At 42.9% G+C, this 26,344-nt stretch carries 21 protein-coding genes; 15 read left to right on the top strand and 6 right to left on the bottom strand.

Annotated features, from left to right (window positions below; translation table 11 throughout):
* The first annotated feature begins 30 nt into the window (after nt 1-30).
* From rpsL to ACIPUA_RS01985, 14 genes are all read left to right on the top strand, one after another.
* The gene (gene rpsL, locus ACIPUA_RS02050) at nt 31-405 is read left to right on the top strand and encodes a 30S ribosomal protein S12 (RefSeq protein ID WP_004923923.1); all 375 of its coding nucleotides are present in this window, start codon (nt 31-33) and stop codon (nt 403-405) included.
* Nucleotides 406-503: 98 nt separating this feature from the next.
* On the top strand, nt 504-974 hold the full coding sequence (rpsG, locus tag ACIPUA_RS02045) for a 30S ribosomal protein S7 (RefSeq protein WP_004262486.1): 471 nt from the start codon (nt 504-506) through the stop codon (nt 972-974).
* 85 nt (nt 975-1,059) lie between these two features.
* On the top strand, nt 1,060-3,186 hold the full coding sequence (gene fusA, locus ACIPUA_RS02040; protein WP_042847580.1) for an elongation factor G: 2,127 nt from the start codon (nt 1,060-1,062) through the stop codon (nt 3,184-3,186).
* Nucleotides 3,187-3,264: 78 nt separating this feature from the next.
* Nucleotides 3,265-4,449 carry an elongation factor Tu gene (gene tuf, locus ACIPUA_RS02035; RefSeq protein WP_042847578.1) on the top strand — a complete coding sequence of 395 codons (1,185 nt, stop codon included), beginning with the start codon at nt 3,265-3,267 and terminating at the stop codon, nt 4,447-4,449.
* 167 nt (nt 4,450-4,616) lie between these two features.
* Nucleotides 4,617-4,802, top strand: a complete 186-nt coding sequence (locus ACIPUA_RS02030; RefSeq protein WP_129467292.1) for a hypothetical protein — start codon at nt 4,617-4,619, stop codon at nt 4,800-4,802.
* A 247-nt stretch (nt 4,803-5,049) separates the two neighbouring features.
* Nucleotides 5,050-5,436 carry a preprotein translocase subunit SecE gene (secE, locus tag ACIPUA_RS02025; RefSeq protein WP_042849047.1) on the top strand — a complete coding sequence of 129 codons (387 nt, stop codon included), beginning with the start codon at nt 5,050-5,052 and terminating at the stop codon, nt 5,434-5,436.
* Complete coding sequence (gene nusG, locus ACIPUA_RS02020) at nt 5,437-5,982, top strand: transcription termination/antitermination protein NusG (RefSeq protein WP_004264378.1); 546 nt, start codon at nt 5,437-5,439, stop codon at nt 5,980-5,982.
* Between the two features lie 177 nt (nt 5,983-6,159).
* A complete protein-coding gene (gene rplK, locus ACIPUA_RS02015; RefSeq protein ID WP_042849046.1) occupies nt 6,160-6,588 on the top strand; it encodes a 50S ribosomal protein L11 in 429 nt (142 codons plus the stop codon).
* 4 nt (nt 6,589-6,592) lie between these two features.
* Complete coding sequence (gene rplA, locus ACIPUA_RS02010; protein WP_042849045.1) at nt 6,593-7,294, top strand: 50S ribosomal protein L1; 702 nt, start codon at nt 6,593-6,595, stop codon at nt 7,292-7,294.
* Nucleotides 7,295-7,623: 329 nt separating this feature from the next.
* On the top strand, nt 7,624-8,121 hold the full coding sequence (gene rplJ / locus ACIPUA_RS02005) for a 50S ribosomal protein L10 (RefSeq protein ID WP_042849044.1): 498 nt from the start codon (nt 7,624-7,626) through the stop codon (nt 8,119-8,121).
* Nucleotides 8,122-8,181: 60 nt separating this feature from the next.
* Nucleotides 8,182-8,550, top strand: a complete 369-nt coding sequence (gene rplL / locus ACIPUA_RS02000) for a 50S ribosomal protein L7/L12 (RefSeq protein WP_042849043.1) — start codon at nt 8,182-8,184, stop codon at nt 8,548-8,550.
* 358 nt (nt 8,551-8,908) lie between these two features.
* On the top strand, nt 8,909-12,937 hold the full coding sequence (rpoB, locus tag ACIPUA_RS01995) for a DNA-directed RNA polymerase subunit beta (RefSeq protein WP_042849042.1): 4,029 nt from the start codon (nt 8,909-8,911) through the stop codon (nt 12,935-12,937).
* A 109-nt stretch (nt 12,938-13,046) separates the two neighbouring features.
* Nucleotides 13,047-17,267 (top strand): DNA-directed RNA polymerase subunit beta', encoded by a 4,221-nt coding sequence (rpoC, locus tag ACIPUA_RS01990; RefSeq protein WP_042849041.1) that lies wholly within the window; start codon nt 13,047-13,049, stop codon nt 17,265-17,267.
* Nucleotides 17,268-17,690: 423 nt separating this feature from the next.
* Nucleotides 17,691-18,563 carry a VWA domain-containing protein gene (locus tag ACIPUA_RS01985; protein WP_449059242.1) on the top strand — a complete coding sequence of 291 codons (873 nt, stop codon included), beginning with the start codon at nt 17,691-17,693 and terminating at the stop codon, nt 18,561-18,563.
* A 70-nt stretch (nt 18,564-18,633) separates the two neighbouring features.
* Here ACIPUA_RS01985 and dcuC read toward each other — a convergent pair whose 3' ends face one another.
* Together dcuC and pepT are read right to left on the bottom strand one after the other, a co-directional pair.
* Nucleotides 18,634-20,007 carry a C4-dicarboxylate transporter DcuC gene (gene dcuC / locus ACIPUA_RS01980; RefSeq protein WP_042849038.1) on the bottom strand — a complete coding sequence of 458 codons (1,374 nt, stop codon included), beginning with the start codon at nt 20,005-20,007 and terminating at the stop codon, nt 18,634-18,636.
* Nucleotides 20,004-21,257 (bottom strand): peptidase T, encoded by a 1,254-nt coding sequence (gene pepT, locus ACIPUA_RS01975; RefSeq protein WP_042849037.1) that lies wholly within the window; start codon nt 21,255-21,257, stop codon nt 20,004-20,006. Before pepT ends, dcuC begins: the two co-directional genes overlap by 4 nt.
* A gap of 867 nt (nt 21,258-22,124) precedes the next feature.
* On the opposite strand from pepT, the gene ACIPUA_RS01970 reads away from it, so the two are divergent.
* Nucleotides 22,125-23,426, top strand: coding sequence for a uracil/xanthine transporter (locus ACIPUA_RS01970; protein ID WP_449059228.1), 1,302 nt, complete (start codon nt 22,125-22,127; stop codon nt 23,424-23,426).
* Between the two features lie 58 nt (nt 23,427-23,484).
* On the opposite strand, the gene thiH is transcribed toward ACIPUA_RS01970, so the two are convergent.
* From thiH to ACIPUA_RS01950, 4 genes are read right to left on the bottom strand one after another with little or no spacing between them, the layout of a single operon-like run.
* The gene (gene thiH / locus ACIPUA_RS01965; RefSeq protein WP_048605397.1) at nt 23,485-24,606 is read right to left on the bottom strand and encodes a 2-iminoacetate synthase ThiH; all 1,122 of its coding nucleotides are present in this window, start codon (nt 24,604-24,606) and stop codon (nt 23,485-23,487) included.
* Nucleotides 24,603-25,373: a thiazole synthase gene (locus ACIPUA_RS01960; RefSeq protein ID WP_042849034.1), complete on the bottom strand. Its 771-nt coding sequence runs from the start codon at nt 25,371-25,373 to the stop codon at nt 24,603-24,605. The genes thiH and ACIPUA_RS01960 overlap by 4 nt, the downstream gene beginning before the upstream one ends.
* A gap of 2 nt (nt 25,374-25,375) precedes the next feature.
* On the bottom strand, nt 25,376-25,576 hold the full coding sequence (gene thiS / locus ACIPUA_RS01955; protein ID WP_048605395.1) for a sulfur carrier protein ThiS: 201 nt from the start codon (nt 25,574-25,576) through the stop codon (nt 25,376-25,378).
* Complete coding sequence (locus ACIPUA_RS01950) at nt 25,564-26,322, bottom strand: HesA/MoeB/ThiF family protein (protein WP_042849032.1); 759 nt, start codon at nt 26,320-26,322, stop codon at nt 25,564-25,566. The genes thiS and ACIPUA_RS01950 overlap by 13 nt, the downstream gene beginning before the upstream one ends.
* Between the last annotated feature and the right edge of the window lie 22 nt (nt 26,323-26,344).

Raw genomic sequence — 26,344 nt, 5'->3', positions numbered from 1 at the left:
GAAGCAAAAAAACCAGGAGCTTTTTTAATAATGGCAACTATTAATCAGCTGGTACGCAAATCCCGTAGCTCGAAAGTTGTGAAAAGCAACGTTCCAGCGCTGGAAGCTTGCCCGCAAAAACGTGGTGTATGTACACGTGTATATACTACTACTCCTAAAAAACCAAACTCAGCATTACGTAAAGTATGCCGTGTTCGTTTAACTAATGGTTATGAAGTTTCTTCCTACATTGGTGGTGAAGGCCACAACTTGCAGGAACACTCCGTAATTCTTATCCGTGGTGGTCGTGTTAAAGACTTGCCAGGTGTGCGTTATCACACCGTTCGCGGAGCACTGGACTGTTCTGGTGTTAAAGACCGCAAACAAGCACGTTCTAAGTACGGCGCTAAAAAGCCTAAGGCTTAATGGATATCCGTTAAGTAAGGCCAAACATTTTTAATCTTAATGTCAAAATAAACTCGTAGAGTTTTGGACAAACCTGAATTAACAACGGAGTCATATCCATGCCACGTCGTCGCGTAATAGGTCAACGTAAAATTCTTCCAGATCCTAAGTTCGGATCAGAATTACTGGCCAAATTTGTAAATATCCTGATGGTAGACGGGAAAAAATCTACTGCTGAAGCAATCGTATATAACGCACTTGAGACCCTTGCTCAGCGTTCTGGTAAAACTGAACTTGATGCATTCGAATTAGCACTGGATAACGTGCGTCCGACTGTGGAAGTTAAATCCCGCCGTGTTGGTGGTTCAACTTACCAAGTTCCAGTTGAAGTTCGCCCGGTTCGTCGTAATGCCCTGGCAATGCGTTGGATCGTTGATGCTGCTCGTAAACGCGGTGATAAATCTATGGCTCTGCGCCTGGCAAACGAATTATCAGATGCTGCTGAGAACAAAGGTTCCGCTGTTAAGAAACGTGAAGACGTTCACCGTATGGCAGAAGCTAACAAGGCGTTCGCACACTACCGTTGGTAATTTTTTATCGACCTTAGTGCTGTATCTCAGGGTAGCCTTTGCTACCCTTTATATGAAGAAATGAACGCCCACGAGAGAGGAAAAAATGGCCCGTCAAACGCCCATAGCACGTTATCGTAATATCGGTATCAGTGCACACATCGACGCCGGTAAAACCACAACTTCTGAACGTATTCTGTTCTATACTGGTGTAAACCATAAAATTGGTGAGACTCACGAAGGTTCTGCAACAATGGACTGGATGGAGCAGGAGCAAGAGCGTGGTATTACTATCACATCTGCTGCGACTACTGCATTCTGGTCTGGTATGGCAAAACAGTATGAGCCACACCGTGTTAACATCATCGACACCCCAGGACACGTTGACTTCACCATCGAAGTAGAACGTTCTATGCGTGTTCTTGATGGCGCAGTAATGGTTTACTGTGCGGTTGGTGGTGTTCAGCCACAGTCTGAAACTGTATGGCGTCAGGCTAACAAATATAAAGTTCCACGTATTGCGTTCGTTAACAAAATGGACCGTATGGGTGCGAACTTCTTACGTGTTGTTGAGCAATTAAAAACACGTTTAGCAGCTAACGCAGTTCCACTGCAATTACCAGTCGGCGCAGAAGAGTCGTTCACTGGTGTTATTGACTTGCTGAAAATGAAAGCAATCAAGTGGAGCGATGAAGACCAAGGCGTTACCTTCGAATACGAAGATATCCCTGCGAACATGCAAGAAGCAGCTGAAGAGTGGCACAACAACCTAATCGAAACCGCAGCAGAAGCATCAGAAGAACTGATGGAGAAATATCTGGGCGGTGAAGAACTGACTGAAGCAGAAATTAAAGCTGCATTACGTCAACGTGTTCTTGCAAGTGAAATTATCCTGGTTACCTGTGGTTCTGCATTTAAGAACAAAGGTGTTCAGGCGATGCTGGATGCAGTTATCGATTACTTACCTGCGCCAACAGATGTACCTGCGATCAATGGTATTCTGGACGACGGTAAAGACACTCCAGCTGAGCGTCACGCAAGTGATGATGAGCCATTCTCATCATTAGCATTTAAAATTGCAACTGACCCATTCGTGGGTAACTTGACGTTCTTCCGTGTTTACTCTGGTGTTGTTAACTCAGGTGACACAGTACTGAACGCAGTTAAAGCGAAAAAAGAGCGTTTTGGCCGTATCGTACAGATGCACGCTAATAAACGTGAAGAGATTAAAGAAGTTCGCGCTGGTGACATCGCGGCAGCTATCGGTCTGAAAGACGTTACTACAGGTGATACTTTATGTGCGATTGATGCACCAATCATCCTAGAGCGTATGGAATTCCCAGAGCCAGTAATCTCTGTTGCAATCGAACCAAAAACTAAAGCTGACCAAGAAAAAATGGGTATCGCATTGGGCCGTTTGGCGCAAGAAGATCCATCTTTCCGCGTATCAAGTGATGAAGAGACGAATCAGACTATCATCGCTGGTATGGGTGAATTGCACTTGGACGTTCTGGTTGACCGTATGCGTCGCGAATTTAAAGTTGAAGCGAACGTTGGTAAACCTCAAGTAGCTTACCGCGAAGCAATCACTGCTAAAGTGACTGATATCGAAGGTAAACACGCTAAACAGTCTGGTGGTCGTGGTCAGTATGGTCATGTCGTTATCGATATGTTCCCACTGGACAAAAACGATAAAGACGGTGCTCCAATGGACTACGAATTTGTCAACGAAATCAAAGGTGGTGTAATTCCTACTGAATACATCCCTGCGGTTGACAAAGGTATTCAAGAGCAGCTGAAATCTGGCCCATTAGCGGGTTATCCTGTGGTTAACATGGGTGTTCGTCTACATTTCGGTTCTTACCATGATGTTGACTCCTCTGAATTGGCGTTTAAACTTGCGGCATCAATCGCGTTTAAAGATGGCTTCAAAAAAGCTAAACCAGTTCTGCTTGAGCCAATCATGAAAGTCGAAGTGGAAACACCAGAAGACTACATGGGTGATGTTATTGGTGACCTGAACCGTCGTCGTGGTATGATTGAAGGTATGGATGACCTACCTACTGGTAAAGTCGTTCGTGCACAAGTACCATTGTCGGAAATGTTCGGTTATGCTACTGACCTGCGTTCTCAGACACAAGGTCGTGCTTCATACTCTATGGAGTTCCTGAAGTACAATGAAGCACCAAACAACGTTGCACAAGCTGTTATCGAAGCTCGTAACGCTAAATAATCGGTTTTTTATCGATTAACTACTTTAATTTAAGTTCCTTCTTTATAGTGAAGAGGGAACTCCATAAGGAATAGAGTCGTGTCTAAAGAAAAATTTGAACGTTCAAAACCGCACGTTAACGTTGGTACTATCGGCCACGTTGACCATGGTAAAACTACTCTGACAGCAGCTATCACTACTGTTCTGGCTAAAACTTACGGCGGCGCAGCGCGTGCATTCGATCAAATCGATAACGCACCAGAAGAAAAAGCGCGTGGTATCACCATCTCTACTTCTCACGTAGAGTACGATACTCCAACTCGCCACTACGCACACGTAGACTGCCCAGGACACGCCGACTATGTTAAAAACATGATCACTGGTGCTGCTCAGATGGACGGTGCAATCCTGGTTGTTGCTGCGACAGATGGCCCAATGCCACAAACTCGTGAGCACATCCTGTTAGGTCGTCAGGTTGGTGTTCCATACATCATCGTTTTCCTGAACAAATGTGACATGGTAGACGACGAAGAGCTGTTAGAATTAGTTGAAATGGAAGTTCGTGAACTTCTGTCTCAATACGATTTCCCAGGCGACGATACTCCAGTTGTTCGTGGTTCAGCTCTGAAAGCGCTGGAAGGCAACCCAGAGTGGGAAGCGAAAATTGTTGAATTAGCAGAGCACTTGGATTCTTACATCCCAGAGCCAGAGCGTGCAATTGACAAGCCATTCCTGCTGCCAATCGAAGACGTATTCTCAATCTCAGGTCGTGGTACAGTAGTAACAGGCCGTGTTGAGCGTGGTATAATCAAAGTTGGTGAAGAAGTTGAAATCGTTGGTATCCAAGACACTGTAAAAACTACCTGTACTGGTGTTGAAATGTTCCGTAAACTGCTTGACGAAGGTCGTGCAGGTGAGAACGTTGGTGTTCTGTTACGTGGTACAAAACGTGAAGAAATTCAACGTGGTCAAGTATTGGCTAAACCAGGTTCAATCAAGCCACATACTCAGTTCGAATCAGAAGTTTATATTCTGAGCAAAGATGAAGGTGGTCGTCACACTCCATTCTTCAAAGGTTACCGTCCACAGTTCTACTTCCGTACAACTGACGTAACAGGTACTATCGAACTGCCAGAAGGCGTAGAAATGGTAATGCCAGGTGATAACATCAACATGATCGTTACCCTGATCCACCCAATCGCGATGGACGACGGTTTACGTTTCGCAATCCGTGAAGGTGGCCGTACTGTAGGTGCGGGTGTTGTTGCAAAAATCATTGCATAATACCGCTCTTTCTGAATAAGAAAGAACTACTTTAGTAAAAAAGGGCGTCTATTAGACGTCCTTTTTATACGTTGCAAAATTAAGAACCTATCTCATCAATCGTTTATATAATTATTGGTGAGATAGGCTCTGAAACAACGATTTGAAACAATAAATTGGTAACTGCGTTGTTTACTTTACGCAGTTATATGAGATTTATTAAGGTTTTGCTCAGAAGATATGGTATATTTTACCGCTGCCACAAAAAAGAAGGTTATTTTCCTATTGGTGTGGTTGAAAAATTTGCTGAGCATGCTGAAATTCCTGCGGAATGGATAGCACTTGTGAAATGGATAGTACTGGCCAACAAATAGTACTTGCGAAATAGAATGTGACTGCATTTAGTCGTATTTGCAGAACCAATAGCGCTAATTTAACTCCATTAAACAAGGCTAATCGCCTTTAACTCGCAGGTGATGTTATTGATATCCTTATCAGGTGCTACAGGTTGAGTTGGTAGTATTTGGGGGATATGTTGGCATATTCTATTGGTTTGGCTTGCTTGTTTTACCTTTGTAAACAAGCTGGCTTTGTACATACTTCATGGTAACAGGTTGAATTATGAGTGCGAATAGCGAAGCTCAAGGAAGTGGACGCAGTGCAGACATCTTCAAATGGGTAATTGTCTGTGCCCTATTAATAATTGCTATTGTCGGCAACTATTACTTCCGTCAATATAATCTCGCCCTGCGTGCTTTTGCGGTCGTGGCTGTTGTCGCTATTGCGGGTGCTGTCGCTTTATGGACTGCAAAAGGTAAAGCAACACTGGCGTTTGCGCGCGAAGCTCGCATTGAGATGAGAAAAGTCATTTGGCCTACTCGCCAGGAAACATTACAAACTACATTGATTGTTGCCGCAGTAACGGCGGTTATGTCATTAATACTGTGGGGATTAGATGGTATCCTGGTGCGTTTAGTTTCATTTATTACAAGCCTGAGGTTATTCTAAATGTCCGATTCACCTAAAAAGCGCTGGTATGTCATTCAGGCATTCTCTGGTTTTGAAGGTCGCGTAGCACAGTCTTTACGTGAACATATCAAATTACATGCTATGGAAGATTCTTTTGGCGAAGTTATGGTTCCAACAGAAGAGGTTGTTGAAATCCGTAGCGGTCAGCGCCGTAAGAGTGAACGTAAATTCTTCCCAGGCTATGTCTTAGTCCAAATGGTCATGAACGATGACTCTTGGCACTTAGTACGTAGTGTACCACGTGTAATGGGGTTCATTGGTGGAACGTCAGATCGACCTGCACCTATTAGCGATAAAGAAGTTGATGCGATCATGAACCGCTTACAACAAGTTGGTGATAAGCCACGTCCGAAAACACTGTTTGAACCTGGTGAAATGGTTCGCGTTAGTGAAGGTCCATTTGCTGACTTTAACGGTGTTGTTGAAGAAATCGATTATGAAAAGAGCCGCTTAAAAGTCTCTGTTTCTATCTTTGGTCGTGCAACTCCAGTCGAATTGGATTTTGGCCAAGTCGAAAAAGCCTAATCTAAACGACAAAACTGACTTGCAAAAGGCGTGAAATTTGACTACAATTTCGCGCCTTTTGTTTTTATGCTTTGCCAATTTAGCCTCTTAACTGGCTTAATATAGGGCGGGGCATGTTTAATGTAACGGGGAGCCTTACAAATCGTAAGGCGCTATCACCCATCTAGAGGAAATATCATGGCTAAGAAAGTTCAAGCCTACGTTAAGCTGCAAGTTGCAGCTGGTATGGCGAACCCAAGTCCACCAGTTGGTCCAGCTCTGGGTCAACAAGGTGTTAACATCATGGAATTCTGTAAAGCGTTCAACGCAAAAACAGACAGCCTAGAAAAAGGTTTACCAATTCCTGTTGTTATTACTGTTTATGCAGACCGTTCTTTCACTTTCGTTACCAAAACTCCACCTGCAGCAGTTCTGCTGAAAAAAGCAGCTGGCGTTAAGTCTGGTTCAGGCAAGCCTAACAAAGACAAAGTTGGTAAAGTGACCTCTGCTCAGATTCGCGAAATCGCTGAAACTAAAGCTGCGGACATGACTGGTGCTGATATTGACGCAATGATGCGTTCAATCGAAGGTACTGCTCGTTCCATGGGCCTGGTAGTGGAGGACTAAGACAATGGCTAAACTGACTAAGCGCATGCGCAATATCCGTGAGAAAGTTGATGCAACTAAACAGTACGACATCAACGAAGCCGTTGCACTGCTGAAAGAATTAGCAACTGCTAAATTCGTAGAAAGCGTTGACGTAGCTATCAACTTGGGCATCGATGCTCGTAAATCTGACCAAAACGTTCGCGGTGCTACTGTACTGCCACACGGTACTGGCCGTTCAGTTCGCGTTGCTGTATTTGCACAGGGCGCAAACGCTGAAGCTGCTAAAGCTGCAGGTGCTGAACTGGTTGGTATGGAAGATCTGGCTGATAAAATCAAAGCTGGTGAAATGGACTTCGACGTTGTTATCGCATCTCCAGATGCAATGCGCGTTGTTGGCCAATTAGGTCAAGTTTTAGGCCCACGTGGTCTGATGCCAAACCCGAAAGTTGGTACTGTAACACCAAACGTTGCTGAAGCAGTTAACAATGCTAAAGCAGGTCAGGTTCGTTACCGTAATGACAAAAACGGAATCATCCACACCACTATCGGTAAAGTTGATTTCGATGCTGACAAACTGAAAGAAAACTTAGAAGCTCTGTTGGTTGCTCTGAAAAAAGCAAAACCAGCTTCAGCTAAAGGTGTTTTCATCAAGAAAGTTAGCCTGTCTACGACGATGGGTGCAGGTGTTGCTGTTGACCAAGCTGGTTTATCAGCGACAGTTTAATTTCCATAGCTTTGGCTAATTGGTAATTAGGCTTTACCTTTGCGTCAATTTTGTATAGAATTTGACGCCTTGAGTTTGTTGGGTATAGAAATATGCTCAACAAACCACGAATTTCGGTATGGAGTCTGGCCTTTCCAGACCCCGTCCAAGACCGCAGGTGTAGTTTATTAGTTATTAATAGCTACTTAATTTGCCTGCGTAGACGGTGACAGAGATACCTAGAATTTTATTCTGGATTCTGCTCACCGTGTTTTAGCGCTCAAACACATGTTGTGTCTGAGTGATGTGAGTCCCGGGGGTTTCCCGGTTAATCCAGGAGCAAGAAGCTAATGGCACTAAATCTTCAAGACAAACAAGCGATTGTTGCTGAAGTCAGCGAAGTAGCCAAAGGCGCGCTTTCTGCAGTTGTTGCTGATTCACGCGGCGTAACTGTAGCAAAAATGACTGAACTGCGTAAAGCAGGTCGCGAAGCTGGCGTTTATATCCGTGTTGTTCGTAATACACTGATCCGCCGTGCTGTTGAAGGTACTTCTTATGATGTACTGAAAGACGCGTTTGTTGGTCCAACCTTAATTGCTTTCTCTAACGAACATCCGGGCGCTGCTGCTCGTCTGTTCAAAGAGTTCGCGAAAGCGAATCCAGCATTTGAGATTAAAGCTGCGGCCTTTGAAGGTGAGTTAATCCAAGCGAAAGATATCGATCGTCTGGCAACTCTCCCAACTTACGAAGAAGCAATCGCACGCCTGATGGCAACCATGAAAGAAGCCGCTGCCGGCAAACTGGTTCGTACTCTGGCTGCTCTGCGCGATCAGAAAGAAGCTGCATAAGCCCTTTCCTTCGTTGCTTTTTAACGTATAAACTATTTCTGAATTTTAGGAACACTTGTTATGTCTATCACTAAAGACCAAATCCTTGATGCAGTTGCAGAAATGTCTGTAATGGACGTTGTTGAACTGATTACTATGATGGAAGAAAAATTCGGCGTTTCTGCTGCTGCTGCTGTTGCTGCTGCACCAGGTGCTGCTGCTGAAGCTGCTGAAGAAAAAACTGAGTTTGATGTTGTTCTGACTGGTATTGGCGGCAACAAAGTTGCAGTCATCAAAGCAGTTCGTGGCGCAACTGGTCTTGGCCTGAAAGAAGCTAAAGACATGGTAGAATCAGCTCCAGCGACTATCAAAGAAGGCGCAAGCAAAGACGAAGCTGAAACTCTGAAGAAAGCTCTTGAAGAAGCAGGCGCTTCTGTTGAACTTAAATAAGTTTAACTTCAAGAACGCAGCCTAGTTTATTTAGGCTGACGGCTGGTGATTTTTTAATCACCAGCCTTTTTGCGCTGTAAAGCGTGATGGGTGTTAACAGCTTTTCACGCAGTTTTAATGTTAACAACAACCCTCCAATACTTCTTTCTATTGACGACTTAATATACTGTGTTCTTAGCTACGACCCGCTCGGGTAGCTCGGTAGCAAATGTAACGCAATGAAATGATTTAAGAGTAATAGCAATGAGTATTAAGGAAAGTATTCATTTTCCGTTTCTAATAAAAAACGCGTTGCGGTTCAGACTCTTACTAAAAGAGCTAACCACTTGGGTCACTGATCAACGAGCTGAGGAAACCTATGGTTTACTCCTATACCGAGAAAAAACGTATTCGTAAGGACTTTGGTAAACGTCCACAAGTTTTGGACATACCATATCTCCTTTCTATCCAACTTGACTCGTTCCAGAAGTTTATCGAGCAAGATCCAGATGGCCAGAATGGGCTAGAAGCAGCTTTCCGTTCTGTGTTTCCAATTCAGAGCTATAGCGGTAATGCTGAACTACAATATGTCAGCTATCGTTTAGGCGAGCCTGTTTTTGATGTTAAAGAATGTCAAATTCGCGGTGTAACTTACTCTGCACCTTTACGAGTGAAATTACGTCTCATCGTTTATGAGCGTGAAGCGCCAGAAGGTACAGTTAAAGACATCAAAGAACAAGAAGTCTACATGGGTGAAATTCCACTCATGACTGAAAACGGAACTTTCGTTATCAACGGTACTGAGCGTGTTATCGTTTCTCAGTTACACCGTAGCCCTGGTGTATTCTTTGACAGCGATAAAGGTAAAACACACTCTTCAGGTAAAGTGCTATATAACGCACGTATTATCCCTTACCGTGGTTCATGGCTTGATTTCGAATTTGACCCGAAAGATAACCTATTTGTACGTATTGACCGTCGCCGTAAATTACCAGCGACCATTATTCTACGTGCAATGGATTACAGTACTGAAGATATCTTAAATCTGTTCTTCGAAAAAACTGTCTTCCAAATCCGCGATAACAAACTGATGATGACGCTAGTTCCTGAGCGTTTACGTGGTGAAACAGCTTCTTTTGATATCGAAGCGAACGGTAAAGTCTATGTAGAAAAAGGCCGCCGTATCACAGCACGTCACATTCGTCAGTTAGAAAAAGAAGAAGTTAGTAACATCGAAGTACCTGTTGAATATATTGCAGGTAAAGTTGTTGCAAGAGACTACATTGATGAAAGTACTGGTGAGCTGATTTGTGCAGCGAACATGGAACTTTCTTTAGATATGTTAGCGCGTTTAAGCCAGTCAGGTCATAAAACAATCGAAACATTGTTTACGAATGACTTAGACCACGGTGCTTACATTTCTGAAACCGTTCGTGTCGACCCAACTAACGATCGTTTAAGTGCACTGGTAGAAATCTACCGTATGATGCGCCCTGGTGAGCCACCAACACGTGAAGCTGCTGAGAACTTGTTCGAAAACTTATTCTTCTCTGAAGACCGTTACGACTTGTCTGCAGTAGGCCGCATGAAGTTCAACCGTTCACTGAACCGCGAAGAAATCGAAGGTTCTGGTATCTTGAGTGAAGAAGACATCATTGATGTTATGCGTAAACTCATCGATATCCGTAACGGTAAAGGCGAAGTTGATGATATCGACCACTTAGGTAACCGTCGTATTCGTTCTGTTGGTGAGATGGCAGAAAACCAGTTCCGTGTAGGTCTGGTCCGTGTTGAGCGTGCAGTGAAAGAGCGTCTTTCTCTGGGCGACCTTGATGCATTAATGCCACAAGACATGATCAACGCGAAACCAATTTCAGCGGCAGTTAAAGAGTTCTTTGGTTCCAGCCAGCTGTCCCAATTTATGGACCAGAACAACCCGCTATCTGAAATTACGCACAAACGTCGTATCTCTGCGTTAGGTCCAGGTGGTCTGACTCGTGAGCGTGCGGGCTTCGAAGTACGTGACGTTCACCCAACTCACTACGGTCGTGTATGTCCAATCGAAACGCCTGAAGGCCCGAACATCGGTCTGATTAACTCATTATCTGTTTATGCACAGACCAATGAGTACGGTTTCTTGGAAACCCCATACCGTTTAGTTCGTGATGGCTTAGTTACTGACGAAATTCACTATCTGTCTGCAATCGAAGAAGGCAACTTTATCATTGCTCAGGCGAACACCGTTTTAGGTGATGATGGTAGCTTTGTTGAAGAACTGATCACTTGTCGTAACAAAGGTGAATCAAGCTTATTCAGCCGTGAACAAGTTGAATATATGGACGTTTCGACCCAACAGGTTGTTTCTGTAGGGGCGTCACTGATCCCATTCCTTGAACACGATGATGCTAACCGTGCATTGATGGGTGCGAACATGCAACGTCAAGCGGTTCCTACTTTACGTGCTGACAAACCGTTGGTAGGTACAGGTATGGAACGCGCAGTAGCGGTTGACTCAGGGGTTACTGCTGTTGCAAGACGTGGTGGTTCAGTTCAGTACGTTGATGCTTCTCGTATCGTGATTAAAGTTAACGAAGATGAGATGTATCCGGGTGAAGCTGGGATCGATATTTATAACCTGACCAAATATACACGTTCGAACCAAAATACCTGTATTAGCCAGATGCCTTGTGTATCTTTAGGTGAACCAGTTGAACGTGGTGACGTGTTAGCTGATGGTCCTTCAACAGACCTCGGTGAATTAGCGCTTGGTCAAAACATGCGTGTGGCATTCATGCCATGGAATGGTTATAACTTCGAAGACTCCATCTTAGTCTCTGAGCGTGTTGTTCAAGAAGACCGTTTCACAACTATTCACATTCAGGAACTTTCTTGTGTGTCTCGTGACACTAAATTAGGGCCTGAAGAAATCACTGCGGATATTCCAAACGTCGGTGAAGCTGCACTTTCTAAACTTGACGAATCCGGTATCGTTTATATCGGTGCAGAAGTGAAAGGCGGCGACATTCTGGTCGGTAAAGTGACACCTAAAGGTGAAACACAATTAACGCCAGAAGAGAAACTGTTACGTGCTATCTTCGGTGAAAAAGCATCAGACGTTAAAGACTCTTCTTTACGTGTTCCTAACGGTGTTTCTGGTACGGTTATTGACGTACAAGTATTTACTCGTGATGGCGTAGAGAAAGATAAACGTGCATTAGAGATCGAAGAAACTCAGTTACGTGATGCGAAGAAAGACTTAACAGAAGAACTGCGTATTTTTGAAGCAGGTCTGTTTGCTCGTATCCGTTCTGTACTGGTTAACGGTGGAATTGAAGCTGAAAAACTGGATAAACTGCCTCGTGATCGTTGGTTAGAGCTATCTTTAGCAGACGAAGAGAAGCAAAACCAGTTAGAACAGTTAGCTGAACAGTACGATGAACTGAAATCTGAGTTTGAGAAAAAACTCGATGCGAAACGTCGTAAAATTACTCAAGGTGATGACTTAGCACCGGGTGTACTGAAAATTGTTAAGGTTTATCTGGCTGTTAAACGTCAGATCCAACCGGGTGATAAAATGGCGGGTCGCCATGGTAACAAAGGTGTTATCTCAAAAATCAACCCAGTTGAAGACATGCCTTACGATGAAAACGGTAACCCAGTTGATATCGTTCTGAACCCGCTGGGCGTACCATCACGTATGAACATCGGTCAGATTTTGGAAACCCACTTAGGGATGGCTGCGAAAGGTATTGGTGAGAAAATCAATGCTATGCTTAAACAGCAAGAAGAAGTTGCCAAACTGCGTGAGTTTATCCAAAAAGCATACGATTTAGGTGATGACCCGCGCCAGAAAGTTGACTTGAACACTTTCTCTGACGAAGAAGTTATGCGTTTGGCTGAGAACCTGAAAAAAGGTATGCCAATTGCAACACCAGTATTTGATGGTGCGAAAGAGAAAGAAATCAAAGAACTACTGAAATTGGGTGGTCTACCAACTTCAGGTCAGATTACATTATTCGATGGTCGTACTGGCGAGCGTTTTGAACGTCAAGTTACTGTTGGTTATATGTACATGCTGAAACTGAACCACTTGGTTGACGATAAGATGCACGCCCGTTCAACAGGTTCTTATAGCTTGGTTACTCAGCAACCGCTGGGTGGTAAAGCGCAGTTCGGTGGTCAGCGTTTCGGGGAGATGGAAGTGTGGGCACTGGAAGCATACGGTGCAGCCTATACTCTTCAAGAAATGCTTACAGTTAAATCGGATGACGTTAACGGCCGTACGAAGATGTATAAAAACATCGTCGATGGCAGCCATCAGATGGAACCTGGTATGCCGGAATCTTTCAACGTATTGCTGAAAGAAATCCGCTCACTGGGTATCAACATCGAGCTGGAAGACGAGTAATTCGTTTTGTGCCGGAGGGCTCGCCTTCCGGCCTATGTAAGCACTGGGATTTGGGGAGAGTGGCTTTGAACACTCACCTGACAGGTCTAACTCCGACAGGAGCCATTTTGTGAAAGACTTAATAAAGTTTCTGAAAGCGCAAACCAAGACCGAAGAGTTTGATGCGATCAAAATTGCTCTGGCATCACCTGATATGATCCGTTCGTGGTCATTCGGTGAAGTGAAAAAGCCAGAAACCATTAACTACCGTACGTTCAAACCTGAGCGTGACGGTCTTTTCTGTGCACGTATTTTCGGGCCAGTAAAAGATTACGAATGTCTGTGCGGTAAGTACAAACGTTTAAAACACCGTGGTGTGATTTGTGAGAAGTGTGGCGTTGAAGTTACACAGACCAAAGTCCGTCGTGAGCGCATGGGTCATATTGAACTTGCTTCTCCGACTGCACATATCTGGTTCTTAAAATCACTGCCATCACGTATCGGTTTGTTGCTCGATATGCCACTGCGTGATATCGAACGCGTTCTGTACTTTGAATCATATGTCGTCGTTGAAGGTGGTATGACTAGCCTTGAGCGTGCACAGATTCTGACAGAAGAGCAATATTTAGATGCGCTAGAAGAGTTCGGTGACGAATTTGATGCGAAAATGGGTGCGGAAGCTATCCAAGGCCTGCTGAAAAACCTCGATCTTGAGAACGAGTGTGAAACGCTGCGTGAAGAGTTAAACGAAACTAACTCTGAAACTAAGCGTAAAAAGCTGACTAAGCGTATCAAACTACTGGAAGCATTTATTCAATCTGGCAACAAACCAGAGTGGATGATCCTAAATGTGCTGCCAGTATTACCACCTGATCTGCGTCCATTAGTTCCATTGGATGGTGGCCGTTTCGCAACGTCCGATCTCAACGATCTGTATCGTCGCGTAATCAACCGTAATAACCGTCTGAAACGTCTTCTGGATCTGGCTGCGCCAGACATCATCGTACGTAACGAAAAACGTATGTTGCAAGAAGCGGTTGATGCTCTGTTAGATAACGGTCGTCGTGGTCGTGCTATCACTGGTTCTAACAAACGTCCTCTGAAATCTTTGGCTGATATGATCAAAGGTAAACAAGGTCGTTTCCGTCAGAACTTACTTGGTAAGCGTGTTGACTACTCAGGTCGTTCTGTTATCACCGTAGGTCCATACCTACGTCTGCATCAGTGCGGTCTGCCTAAGAAAATGGCACTTGAGTTATTCAAACCATTTATCTATGGCAAATTAGAATTACGTGGTCTGGCAACAACCATTAAAGCTGCGAAGAAAATGGTTGAGCGCGAAGAAGCTGTTGTTTGGGATATCTTGGATGAAGTTATCCGCGAACATCCAGTTATGCTGAACCGTGCACCAACACTTCACCGTCTGGGTATCCAAGCTTTCGAACCTATCTTGATCGAAGGTAAAGCTATCCAATTGCACCCACTCGTTTGTGCGGCATATAACGCCGACTTCGATGGTGACCAAATGGCGGTACACGTTCCTCTAACTCTGGAAGCTCAGTTAGAAGCACGTGCGTTGATGATGTCAACAAACAACATTCTGTCACCTGCAAGTGGTGAGCCTATCATCGTTCCTTCTCAGGACGTTGTATTAGGTCTTTACTACATGACTCGTGACTGTGTAAACGCGAAAGGCGAAGGCATGGTGTTAGCCGGCCCTAAAGAAGCTGAGCGTGTTTACCGTTCAGGTCATGCATCACTGCATGCCCGTGTTAAAGTCCGTATCACTGAAGAAGTTAAAGATTCGGAAGGTAACATTACGATTAATACTGGTTTAGTTGATACCACGATTGGTCGTGCAATTTTATGGATGATCGTACCGAAAGGTCTGCCTTATGCATTGGTTAACCAAGCACTCGGTAAGAAAGCGATTTCCAAAATGCTGAACACCTGCTACCGCGTATTGGGTCTGAAGCCAACCGTTATTTTTGCTGACCAAATCATGTACACCGGTTTTGCCTATGCGGCACGTTCTGGTGCATCGGTTGGTATCGACGATATGGTTATTCCAGAGAAAAAAGCTGGGATCATCGCAGAAGCAGAAGCAGAAGTTGCTGAAATTCAAGAACAGTTCCAATCTGGTTTGGTAACAGCAGGCGAACGTTATAACAAAGTTATCGATATCTGGGCTGCTGCAAACGAACGCGTTGCAAAAGCAATGATGGAAAACTTGTCAACTGAAACGGTTATTAACCGTGATGGTGAAGAAGAACAACAAGTTTCTTTCAACAGTATCTTTATGATGGCCGACTCCGGTGCTCGTGGTTCTGCTGCTCAGATCCGTCAGCTAGCGGGTATGCGTGGTCTGATGGCTAAGCCAGATGGCTCAATCATCGAAACACCAATCACGGCAAACTTCCGTGAAGGTCTGAACGTTCTCCAGTACTTTATTTCGACGCACGGTGCGCGTAAAGGTCTTGCCGATACTGCATTGAAAACAGCGAACTCCGGTTACTTGACTCGTCGTTTAGTTGACGTTGCACAGGACTTGGTTGTTACTGAAGACGACTGTGGTACTCATGAAGGTATCCTGATGACTCCGGTTATCGAGGGTGGTGACGTGAAAGAACCACTGCGTGAGCGTGTACTGGGTCGTGTGACTGCAGAAGACATTCTGGTTCCAGGTACTGCGGATATTTTAGTTCCACGTAACACATTACTGCACGAAAAACTGTGTGACTTGTTAGAAGCTAACTCAGTCGACAGCGTTAAAGTTCGTTCAGTAGTAAGTTGTGAAACTGACTTCGGTGTGTGTGCTCACTGTTATGGTCGTGACCTTGCTCGTGGTCATATCATTAACAAAGGTGAAGCTATCGGTGTTATCGCGGCACAATCAATCGGTGAGCCGGGTACACAGTTGACGATGCGTACGTTCCACATCGGTGGTGCGGCATCTCGTGCGGCAGCTGAATCTAGCATTCAAGTTCGTAACACAGGTACGCTGAAATTAGTTAACGCGAAATATGTTACTAACTCAGAAGGTAAGTTGGTTATTACTTCACGTAATACAGAACTTCGCCTGATCGATGAGTTCGGTCGTACGAAAGAAAGCTATAAAGTCCCTTACGGTGCGCACTTGACGAAAGGCGATGGCGCTGCGGTAACAGGTGGCGAAACTGTTGCTAACTGGGATCCACATACGATGCCAGTCGTCAGTGAAGTTTCAGGCTTTATCAGCTTCTCTGACATGCTTGATGGTCAAACGATGACGCGTCAGACTGATGAATTAACTGGTCTGTCTTCAATCGTTGTACTGGATAGCGCTGAACGTACTAGTGGTGGTAAAGATTTACGTCCTGCTTTGCGTGTTATTGACGCAAAAGGTAACGATGTTCTTATTCCTAACACTGATATGCCAACTCAGTATTTCTTACCGGGTAAAGCGATTGTTCAGTTAGATGATGGTGTTGCTATCAGCGCGGGTGATACTTTAGCACGTATTCCACAAGAATCTGTGGGTACAAAAGATATCACGGGTGGTCTGCCACGCGTAGCTGACTTGTTTGAAGCTCGTCGTCCGAAAGAACCAGCTATCTTGGCTGAAATTAGCGGTATTATCTCGTTTGGTAAAGAAACCAAAGGTAAGCGTCGTTTGGTTATCACACCATTAGATGGTAGTGATCCATACGAAGAGATGATCCCTAAATGGCGTCAGCTCAACGTGTTTGAAGGTGAGATCGTCGAACGCGGTGATGTTGTTTCTGATGGTCCAGAATCTCCACATGATATTCTGCGTCTGCGTGGTGTTCATGCAGTGACACGTTATATCACTAACGAGGTTCAGGAAGTTTACCGCTTACAAGGCGTTAAGATAAACGATAAACACATTGAGGTTATCGTGCGTCAGATGCTGCGTAAAGTTACCATCGCGGATGCTGGAAGTTCAGAATTCCTCGAAGGTGAACAAGTTGAGTACTCACGTGTTAAAGTTTCTAACCGTAAACTGGAAGTTGAAGGTAAAATTCCAGCTAACTATGCTCGTGACCTGTTGGGTATTACTAAAGCATCTCTGGCAACAGAATCCTTTATCTCGGCAGCATCGTTCCAAGAAACAACACGCGTACTGACTGAAGCAGCGGTTGCTGGTAAACGTGACGAACTGCGTGGTCTGAAAGAAAACGTTATTGTTGGACGTCTGATCCCTGCAGGTACTGGTTTTGCGTATCACCAAGACCGTATCCGTCGCCGTCATCTGAATGATGTTGTGGAAGCTCCACAAGTGAGTGCAGATGAAGCAACAGCGAACTTAGCTGAACTGTTAAACGCTGGCTTTACTAGCGACAAAAATTAAGACCTATTAGTCTTAGTTTTCTAGAAAAAACCGATGCCTTATGTGCATCGGTTTTTTTATATATAAATTAAATATCAACCGATAGTATTTTTAATTATTCAATTGGTAGCTATATGACTTGCTGTATTATTATTTTGATTTTTATTTATAAATAATAGCGTTAATTAAATTTAATATTGAATGTTAAATTTAACTATAAGCTGATTTTATAAATTAAGTGATTATTGAGGAAAATAAATTAATAATGTTTATCTCCGATGTGTGACGATAAACTTATAATTTCACTTTTAATTTATTATTAATAAGTTTTAATTATAAAAATATTAATTAATAAACGATAGGATAATCATTTTGAATAAAAATATAGATAATAGTAAAGATAGTATTTTCCCTCCGAATATCCAGACATCCCAAGCATCTATTATGCATAATAAAAATACAGCACAAATAGTGACAGGTAACGGCCCTATTGCTTTAGATTTAGTCGTTATTATTGATACCAGCGGTTCAATGGCTGATGAAGCAGGGGATTTAAGTCAACAGATTGATGCGACGATTGAAGCGGCATCAGCAAAGTGTCCATCCCATCTTAGAGCGACATTTTTAGGCATAGAAGGGAATTGGGCAAACACAAAGTTTGATCAATCTGCCAGCGAATATTTAATCAAGATAGGTGCAAACGAAAGGGATCTACAAGCTAGATTGCCGTTTAAAGAATCTGACGGGCGAGATCACGCTGGAAATAAAGAGGATTTATGTCGCGCGGTTATTGATATTAGTAAACATTTTGATTGGCGCGATGATGCCCGTAGGGCTATCTTTGTATTGGGTGATGAAGGAATGGAAGGGGGCGGCGGAATTCTCACTCGTGCTGCTATCGCCAAAAATAATGAAGCTATATCTGTGGCTCAAGAAAGAGGAATTAAAGTATATACCTACCAAGGTACACCAGACGATAGCCCCACCAATCTAGATCGTTTTCCAACTCTTGCTGATAGAGATAACGTGACGAGAGAGTATGAACGACTCGCCAAAGAAACCGACGGACGTGCGTACATTTACACCACAGGAATTGCGAATTTCTCGTTGGTTTTACAGGAAATACTGTGCGATAGCTTAACCCCACCAGTAAAACCAGATAAAGGTTTATTAAATTGTGATGCGGTGTGTGACAACTTGCCATTAATCATTAATACGGTAAACACATTATCCAATATCATCAATAAAACAATCAACTCTTGTTGCCCAATAGACTCAGATACGAAACATGATGAGCCATGCCAGTGTCAGCATTAATGTTATGTTATTAAAAAATAAAAGCGGGAATATTTTCCCGCTTTGTCATTATTATTGATAAGTTTCGTGATTAATAAAAAATACCTATAATTGCACAGTGGGCAACAAACCCGACCATCAATGGTACAGCAGTACGTTTGACTACATCGAAAGGTTGTAGTTTAGCTCCACTGGAAACCGCAATGATAACCCCTGCAACAGGGGACATACCACGCCCCATATGAGAAGCCTGTTGCATCGGCAGGATCATAGCGATTGGGTTAACGCCCATACTGTGAGCAATTTGTGGGATTAACTCCACGAATGCTAAGAATGGTGCATTACCTGAACCCATAATAATTGCTGCAGCAAGAGTGACTAAGGCAAACACAATTGCCATTGCAAATGGCGGTAAGCCGACTGATTCTGCACCAAGGATAAGTTGGTCTATAGCACCACTGACTTTAATACCATGAGCAAAAACACCAGCCGCAACTAATAACCCGACGACATTACTAAACGCATGGCCCATTCCATTTAAAAAGGTTTGGAAGCCATTACAAACTATTTTGAAATTACGGACTCGTGCAGTTTCAATCACCATACAGATTGCCATAGCAATCAATACGATTGTGACGACATCCAAGTGAATACCATTAAAGAATAAGTTTGAAGTACCAACAGCCATCACGATAGGTAACATAGGAAGAAATGCATAGTATCCGGGTACGGATTTTTTGTTTTCTTCTTTTTCGTGAGACTGTACCGCTTTTCCAATCTCTGGTACAAAGCCTTGTTTACGGTCACAATGGCGCTGCCAAAATATATGTGTAATTCCTACAACAAGGACGGTTGCTAATGCGGCAGGGCCTTGGTAATAAAGTACATATTCAACGACAGACATATCAACAGCTTTTGCGCCACGGATAGCATCAATCGCCGTTGGTGTATAGGCAACACCAAGGGATGTCGCGATAACCCCAGCCGCAGATGCCGGTGATAACCCCAAGCCAATCATGATTGGGAACATGGTACCCATTAACAATACGGCCAAGCCTGTTGCTGATGGAATGGCTAATTGCAAGATACTCGCCAACAAGAAAGAGAAAAATAGTAGTACATAAGGTGAACGCATATTTTTCAGTGGCTTGGTTGCAACACGCACTACCGCTTCATTGGCACCGATATGGTCCATATAGTGCGCAAAGCCCATCAATGCCATGATCATTAAACCGAGATCAGCAGCGCGACTACTGAATAAATCACGCATGACCTCAAATGGGTCGAGCCAAGTTATCCCTGTGGTGGCGACATTTTTAGGGAGGATAGGCCCCCAGCCAAGGGCTAGGGTGAATATCATCAATACTAAACCAGCAATTAATAATACTGGTTCAGCTTTGTATCCCTTCAAAATAAACCGCGCAACCAAAACAACGATAATCAGAACCGTTAGGATTGGGATCATGCTTTAGCTCCTGGTTTGAAGCGCTCAGCAGTAATTTGTACGACTTGTTTTAATACGTCACTTGCAGCATACAGTGATTTTACTGGCAAATATTCATAGATGGAGTGGAAATTATGTGCACCAGTGAAAATATTTGGGCAAGGCAAGCCATTTTGTGACAATGCTGCGCCATCATACCCACCACGCATTGGGATCACTTTAGGTGTGATACCACAAGCTTGGTACGCCTCAACGGCGATATCGATCGGATAGCGGTTTTCACCTTGCAAGCTGTTATAAACGTTAGAATAACGGTCTGATAATTTACAAACAACGCTCTCTTTACCCCATAAACCTTCACAGCTTTCTGCTAATTTTTTTAAGAAAGCCATACGGGTGCGGTAACCTTCTTCTGTAAAATCACGCACATCCATTTTTAGGACAGTACGTGCGCTGTTACCTGACATTTGTTTTACCCAATAATAACCTTCACGGCCATCGGTATATTCAGGTGCTTCACCGCCTGGTAACATAGCAATAAACTTCTGCGCCATTAATAGTGAATTGATTAATTTACCTTTTGCAGACATTGGGTGTGCTGATTTACCGGTAAAGATAATTTCGGCATCGCCAGCGTTCCAATTTTCATACACTAATTCACCTATCCCGCAGCAGTCTAATGTATAAGCAAAATCCGCCCCAAATTCTTGCACATCAAAAGCTTTAGCGCCGCGGAGCCCCTGTTCTTCATCTGGAACAAAGCCAATTTTGATGGTGCCATGTTTGATTTCTGGGTTTTGTTTGAAATATTGCAGCATATCCATGATAGAGGCTATTGCCGCTTTATCATCAGCGCCTAATAGGCTGGTTCCATCGGTGACGATGATGTCATCACCAATGTAATTCACCAGTTCAGGGAACTCACTCTTACGTAGATAAATATTGAGTTCTTTATTCATGCATAGGTCTTCGCCAGTGTATGGCAAAATCTGTGCTTTAGTGTCATTGGTTTGTTCTGCACTGGTGTCTAAGTGGCCGAAGAAAGCGACTGTTGGGACATCATAATCAAGGTTGGAAGGTAAAGTGGCGGTAACAATAGCCGTATCTCGCAATTTAATATCTTCAACGCCAAGAGCCTCTAACTCTTGAACAAGTTGTTTCGCTAGAACGCGCTGTCCTTCTGAAGATGGCATGATCCCAGCTGCGCCCTTTTCCCTGTCAGTGGTGGTGTTAATTTTTGTATAAGAAATAAACCGATCAACAATATTCATTCTTTTAATTCTCCGATATTTTATCGAATGTGTTTTACATTAGTTTTTTCTGCGGTTGTAATTTGATTTCACAACATCATTCTTTTATCACGAAGAAAGAGGTTTTGAATATCAGACCTGTTCATTTTTTTTAAGAAATGCTAGTTACAATATAAATTTGATAATTAATAGTGGCTTTATTTGCGTAATGAATTAAAATGAGATACTTTATTTCACCCTCATGTTTTATTGTTAATGTATTGATATTAAAGCGTAATAACTATCCTTCTATTGTATGTTATATTTAACAAACTATTTCCTATTCACTTATCTTAAATATATTAATAAAGACATCCTTCTTAATGAATAAAAATATTTTAAATAATATAGTTAATTTTATATGTTAATTTTACAATATATAAATACAACTTTAAGTAGATGTTAATTCTGATTTACAACAATAATTAAGTACAAAAAGCTAATTCCTTACATCGTGAACGTCTTTTTATATTGAGATTATTTTTATAATAATCATGTATTTAAGTATTATTACTTATTTTCGTTTTCGAAAAAAAACGAAGATTATAGAAGGTGTAATCTAAAAAGGAGTATCTTGTTTTTATATGTGATTATAAAAATACGTGAAGGTGGTTTGATTTATACTATGGTAAATTTATCGATAACCTAATAATGAATAAATAAAATTGATTAATTAATATAAAGAGACCATAAAATTCAATATATAGATAAAAATGTATTTTAATGGTACTTGCGCTATTTTTTTGTCATGATGCAAATAGATAACATTGAAAATACTTAAGTAGATAGAACAAAAATTAAATATTACTACGCTGTAGTACGCTAAGTAAGATAAAGCAAGGAACCAATATGCAATATTCCCTCATTAAAAAAAATAATATTATTTCTGGTTTTCAATGGTTCTTTTTTATTTTTTGTAACACGGTCGTTATTCCCCCTACATTACAATCCGCTTTCCATTTATCGTCACAGACCACATTTGTGATCACGCAATATGCTTTTCTCTTAACGGCATTAGCCTGTTTACTTCAAACTTTTTTAGGTCATAAACGCGCTGTAATGGAAGGTCCTACAGGGTTATGGTGGGCAACTATTTTAACGGTGACATTATCAGAATCTATGCAAGGAACAGCGCTTGAGACGGTGGGGTGGAGCTTAGCTATTGGTATTTTTTTGTCTGGCTTACTGACTGTTTTAATTGGTCTAAGTGGGGTAGGTGGTTGGCTAGCTAAATTATTTAAACCTGGGGTACTTGTAGTATTTATGTTTTTACTTGGGGCCCAGTTAGTCACTATTTTCTTAAAAGGGATGCTAGGTTTACCTTTTGGTGTAGCAGGGGACGGTGTTACAGTTAACTACCCAGTTTTCTTTCTGGCATTAGCAGTACTTATTCTTGTTATTGGGGTGATTATTTATTTGCCTCCGAATATCAGTAAGTATGCACTATTAATGGGGACCATTATTGGTTGGGTTACATATAGCGGGCTATTTGGTAATACAGTGTCATCAGTTTCTTCTGCCCAATGGATGTTATTTCCATTAGGAAAATCTGATCAAATCAGTATCAGTATTGTACTCACAGCTATTTTGGCTGGGATATTAAATACGTCAAACACGTTTGGGGCTATGCGGGGGACGGATGTGTTTTATCCTCATTCATTACCGACTAAGTCCTTATATCGCCGAAGTTTTATTATGTCAGGTTTGGTCACTATGTTGTCGGCCCCGATAGGGGTAGTGCCTTATTCTCCTTTTGTTTCCTCCATTGGATTAATTACGCAAACCAAAGACAGTTCACGGCTCTCTTTTTGTATCGGTAGTCTGATCTTATTTTGTGTTGGTGGGGTTGCCATATTAACGCAGTTTTTTCGTTCATTACCGCTTGCTATCGGAAGTGCGGTCATGTTAGCGACTTATCTACCTTTACTTTTTTCGTCGTTTTCATTTCTCGCAGATATAAAACTGAACGCACGCAACATCTATCGTCTTGCCTTACCTATTTTTATTGGCATATTTTTAATGTCAGCGCCCGCAGCTGTACTGGATTCCTTACCCATTATGTTCAGCTCTCTGTTAGGAAATGGTTTATTAATGGGGATCATATTGGCATTGGTTTTAGAAAATACGATTAACTGGGATAAAATTGCTTAGGAATAAAAACAAAATTAATCAGTATTAATGGGATGCTTTCCATTAATACTGATGATACTTAGCGTCCTAAATAACCATCCCAATCTTTCCAAACAGGTTGTAACCCTGCTTTAACAAGTACGTCCGCGACTTGTGCTGCACTGCGATTATCATTTGGCGAAAATTGTTCCAATTCTTCTTTGGTATCCGCATATCCACCCGGCTGGGTTTTCGAGCCAGCACTTATGTTATTAATTGCGAGAGGCACAACATGGTCACGGAAGTAGGGGGATTCACGTGTAGAAAGTGATAGCTCTACATTGGGTGCAAGGATGCGAAAGGCGCAGATAAGCTGGACGAGTTCCGCTTCATTCATAATCGATGCTGGGACTACTCCCCCCGCACAAGGGCGTAAGCGTGGAAATGAGATAGAATAGCGGCTCTGCCAGTAATATTGTTGTAAATACAGTAGATGCTCAGCCACCATATAACAGTCAGTACGCCAACTATTTGATAAACCAATCAAAGCGCCCAAGCCAATTTTATCGATACCCGCTTCCCCTAAGCGCTCAGGTGTTGCTAAACGCCAGTGAAAATCCTGTTTTTTACCTTTTAGGTGATGTAATTGGTAGGTCGGTTCATGGTAGGTTTCTTGGTAGACCATTACCCCGTCAAGCCCCAATGATTTTAATTCCTTATATTCGTCAGTGTGCAATGGCTGTACTTCCATCATTAACGAGCTAAAGTATTGGCGAATAATTGGAAGTGTATGACGAAAATAATCCATTCCGACTTTATTTTGGTGCTCACCTGTGACTAATAATAAGCTATCAAAGCCAATTTTACGGATGGTTTCGCATTCATTAATTATCTCATTATCATTTAAGGTTTTACGCTTTATTTTATTACTCATTGAAAAACCACAATAAGTACAGTCATTTGCACATAAATTCGATAAATAAAGTGGGACGTAAAACCCAACTGCATGGCCGAAGCGTTGACGAGTCAGCATTTGTGCTCTTTGCGCCATCGTTTCAATGAAAGGCTGCGCAGCAGGCGATAGCAATGCCATAAAGTCGTCGAGTGTGAGCATATCATTGGCTAAAGCCCGTTCCACATCATGAGACGTTTTGCTGTTAATACGCAGTGTAATATCATCCCAATTCAGTGTTTCTAAGCGTTCTTTGAAACTCGGGATCATGATAATGCTCCCAAGAAACTGGTTAATGGGCTAGATGCTTGAGCCTGTTGTTGAGGCGCAGCTAACCCGCTTTGGTAAGCAAGTTCAGCGGCTTCGACGGCGAGCTTGAAGGCTTTTGCCATTAAGACCGGCTGTTTAGCGACAGCAATTGCCGTATTGACTAAGACCGCGTCGGCCCCCATTTCGATAGCTTCTGCCGCATGGCTGGGAGCACCAATCCCTGCATCTACTACAACAGGCACAGTAGCTTGTTCGATAATAATGCGTAACATTTCTTTCGTAGCTAAGCCTTTATTGGTGCCAATAGGTGCACCTAGCGGCATAACTGCAGCACAACCGACTTCTTCAAGGCGTCGGCAAAGTACGGGATCTGCACTGCAATAAGGTAGAACGACGAAGCCTTCTTTAACTAATTGTTCTGCGGCCAATAAGGTCTCAATTGGGTCTGGTAGCAAATAACGCATATCAGGGTGAATTTCGAGTTTAACCCAGTTAGTGCCTAATGCTTCACGGGCGAGTTGTGCGGCAAAAATGGCTTCCTGTGCGTTTTTTGCTCCAGAGGTATTGGGTAATAGTTTTACGCCAAGTTCTTGAAGTGGCTGTAAGATACCATCATTTTTTCCACGTAAATCAATACGTTTCATTGCCATAGTCACTAATTGGCTCCCTGAGGCTTGAATAGCATCTTGCATCAGGCTCGCGCTGGCAAATTTGCCTGTTCCAGTAAACAGACGTGATTGAAAAGTAAAATCTGCAATTTTTAACATCATTAGCCCCCAGCGATAGCTTGAAATAACAAGATATTGTCTTGGTCATTGATGACATGAGAATCCCACTGACTTTTAGGAATAATCACTTGGTTAATGGCAAGTGCGGTTCCTGCTGTTTGTCGTTGAAGAGCGGCAAACAATTGATTGACAGTAAGCGGTGCATCAAAATCCATGGGTTGGTCGTTAATTATGATATGCATATTTCCTCCCTACAGATTGGGCATTGCGAGGATGGAGAAAGTTGCAATGTGTTCCAGAGCTGCTGCTTGCCATCGAATAACCGCAACTTACCGCTCAAAGAGGAAGGAAGGCCGACAAGGAGTTTTATGGCTTCTAATGCTTGTAATGTGCCAATAACACCGACGACAGGGCCTAGGACACCGGCGGTGCGGCAGTTACGTTCCGGTTCGCTTTGTTCAGGGTAGAGGCATGCATAACAGCCTGAACGAAATGGCGGTTCGAGCACCATCAGTTGCCCACCAAACCCAACAGCACTACCACTAACGAGAGGAGTACTTGTCATAACACAGGCGGCATTGACTGCATGGCGGGTCGCCATATTGTCACAACAATCAAGGACAAGATCGACTTGCTCAGCTAATGGAATTAAGCTTTTAACATCAAGTTGTTGGGCTATGACATGTGTTTTTACCAGCGGATTGAGCTGGTTGAGTCTATTGGCTGCTAACTGAGCTTTTGATAGCGAAATATCGTCACTATCGTATAAAACCTGCCTTTGTAAATTAGATACATGTAAGTCATCATGGTCGGCTAGCCATAGTTCCCCTACACCAGCCCCAGTTAAATAGAGAGAGGCAGGTGAACCTAATCCCCCTAATCCAACAATCAGAACTTTGCTATTTTTGAGCTTTTGCTGACCTTCAGGGCTGATATCTTCGAGTAAGAGCTGGCGGCTGTAACGCATAAATTCTTGGTCACTCAACATGATAGATCCTTTCGAGTTATCA

The organism is Providencia sp. AGC89 (assembly GCF_053543535.1).
The sequence above is the reverse complement of the archived record's forward strand: the minus strand, read 5'-3'. Positions and strand labels throughout refer to the sequence as shown.